At 37.2% G+C, this 2,345-nt stretch carries 3 protein-coding genes; 2 read left to right on the forward strand and 1 reads right to left on the reverse strand.

The genetic code is table 11. The features are described 5' to 3' along the window. Positions 1-444 precede the first annotated feature (444 nt). Positions 445-897, reverse strand: coding sequence for an IS3 family transposase (locus F607_RS33845; protein WP_084611426.1), 453 nt, complete (start codon positions 895-897; stop codon positions 445-447). A gap of 687 nt (positions 898-1,584) precedes the next feature. Between F607_RS33845 and F607_RS35025 the strand changes: the two genes are divergently transcribed. Further along, entirely contained in the window at positions 1,585-1,758 is a 174-nt protein-coding gene (locus tag F607_RS35025) for a hypothetical protein (RefSeq protein WP_169719858.1), read from the forward strand. Positions 1,759-2,068: 310 nt separating this feature from the next. Further along, a complete protein-coding gene (locus F607_RS32100) occupies positions 2,069-2,311 on the forward strand; it encodes an IS6 family transposase (protein WP_038292470.1) in 243 nt (80 codons plus the stop codon). Positions 2,312-2,345: the final 34 nt, after the last annotated feature.

Genomic DNA, 2,345 nt, shown 5'->3' on the forward strand with positions numbered 1-2,345 from the left:
TGTCAAATAATAAGCAGTCGTATTTACCTTCGATAATTTAAGATCTTGCCTAAAAATATTGAAATTTTGGTAACATTTTTAGAGGTGCCCTAAAGAATGATAAACTTCTTTAGGCGTTACACCATTAAATGATTGATGTGACGCTCCTCATTATAAAAATAAATATACTTTTTCAGCTATTTACATAGTTTGTCAACTGACTTATATTCTTTAAAATAAATCTCTTCATATTTTATTGAGCACCATAAACGCTTGATAAAATATTATCCATCGCTCGTCTTTTGTCATCGATGCTAATTTGTATACCATGACGCTTCAAGTAGCCTTTAAATGCCTTACTGTTAAATTGGACATCTTAGTCTGTTAAATATTTCAGGCTGGCCATACAAACGCATCGCTCTCTAAGTCACTCACACAAAAGCTTTCATCCATTGTGATTGATACTTACCACGGTAACACCCTCCGGCTATACCAGTCCGTGACCTCAGCCAGATAGACAAACCCTGCATTTAAGCAAATAAAAGTGATGTCTGAGCACCACACCTGATTAGGACGGTTTATGTCCAACCCTCGCAATAAATATAAGTAAACCTCATGCTGGAGGCAACGTTCACTAGTATTAGGTTTGGGGTCGGCAGAAACTAATCCCATTTTTCTCATTAACTGTTGAACGCATTTGCGATTAATAGGATAACCTGGATCCTCAAGATAATCGTGTATCTTGCGGCTACCGTAGAAAGGTCTACGAGTGTATTCCCCATCAATTAAACGCATGAGCGTTAGGTTTTCTGCTGACTTCTTTATACGGGATTGGCCTCGGTAGTAACTACTGCTTGGTAAGAAAAGTTGCTCACATTGTCGAGTGATACTGATCTTGTGGTGGTCAGTATCAATCATGGAACGTTTTTCTGGTAATGCTAATCGAGATGCACCATTTTTTTATGTCAGTCCAGTTCTACTTGGAGTTTACCTATCTGTCGGTAAAGACGATCTTTCCCAGCTTCATGCTCTTCTTTATGTACCTTATGTTTCTGGTTGAATATCTCGCTGGCGCCGTCAAGTAGCTGTTTTTTTCCAGTTGTTGACTTGTGTTGAATGGATCCCAAATTCGACGCAATCTTGTTAGTGGTTTTATGGCCTTTCAAGGCTTCTGTGGCAACTTTTGACTGAATGATTAGCGACTCATGCTTCCCCCTCTCAGCAGTCGTTGTATTTTAACTGACTGTCTCAAAGCTGAGGACCACTATACAATTATTTCTGTAAAGAAAGTTTAAAAATTTAATAACCTATTTTTGATAAATAATTGAACTACTTTTAAATAATTACTAATAAGCTTTGAGAAGGTTAATTATTAATCAATACCAAGGAAAGATCCTGAAACTATTTAGGATCATAGGAATTTTGTTAATTTCAATTGGATGTTTATTATACATCTTTCTTTATTTTAATTTAATCCCCTCAAGTAATCTGTTTGATAGCTTGTTTGGTGTTAAGAGAATTGCTGCCATAGCAGTTTTTGGCTGCTTAGTTGCGGCAATTGGCTATTGGGAAGATGGATGAGCTCAACACTGTAAGGATTATGCCATGTTCAAAAAATCAGACTTATTTATTTTACTCGCAGTAATGATTTCATTTGCTGTATCTGGTTACCTTTACTTCAATGGGCAGCGTGATGAAGGAATATTCACAGCTATTTGGGTACCATCAATTCTTGCTTTTGGTATTTATTTTAAGCTGTTGGCTCATCAGGGTAAGTAATTATGGATAATACAGACTTACTTATCACAGGGATATGTGTGTTTATCTTACTGTTTACTGGACTTGGTATAACTATAATGGAGTTTAGAGCACAGTTGAAAGAGCGAGAGAAACTAGAACAAAACAACTCTGATGAATCATCTTGATTCATATAGGATGACACTCTTAGTCCACATTAGGCTTGGTTTTAAGATTTGTAAACCAAGCTTAAACAGGACCTATAAGACAGAAAAAGGTTTTATCGCAAAGTTTGACCCACCATGATAGCCTTTTACACGCCCGCTAATACTCTTGTTGTTTTGTAGGCACTATGAGTCCTCATGAGCGTTTCAAAGGCTGTCATTTTCCCTCGTGCGATGTATTGCAGGCGGTGTATTATTACCTTCGGTTTGCTCTGAACTACCGTGATATTGAAGAGATTCTGTTAGATTTGAATGTCCCCGTTGATCACGCCACCATTCAGCGTTGGGTCGTCACCTACTCAGCCATACTCGCAGGGCAATCGCATATAAAAATACAACAAAATCAGTATAATAGGATGATTAGCAACTGACTTAGAGCATCACATTGGAAAAAAATAATACAAT

It is taken from the genome of Zooshikella ganghwensis DSM 15267 (genome assembly GCF_000428585.1).
GTDB classification, from domain to species: domain Bacteria; phylum Pseudomonadota; class Gammaproteobacteria; order Pseudomonadales; family Zooshikellaceae; genus Zooshikella; species Zooshikella ganghwensis.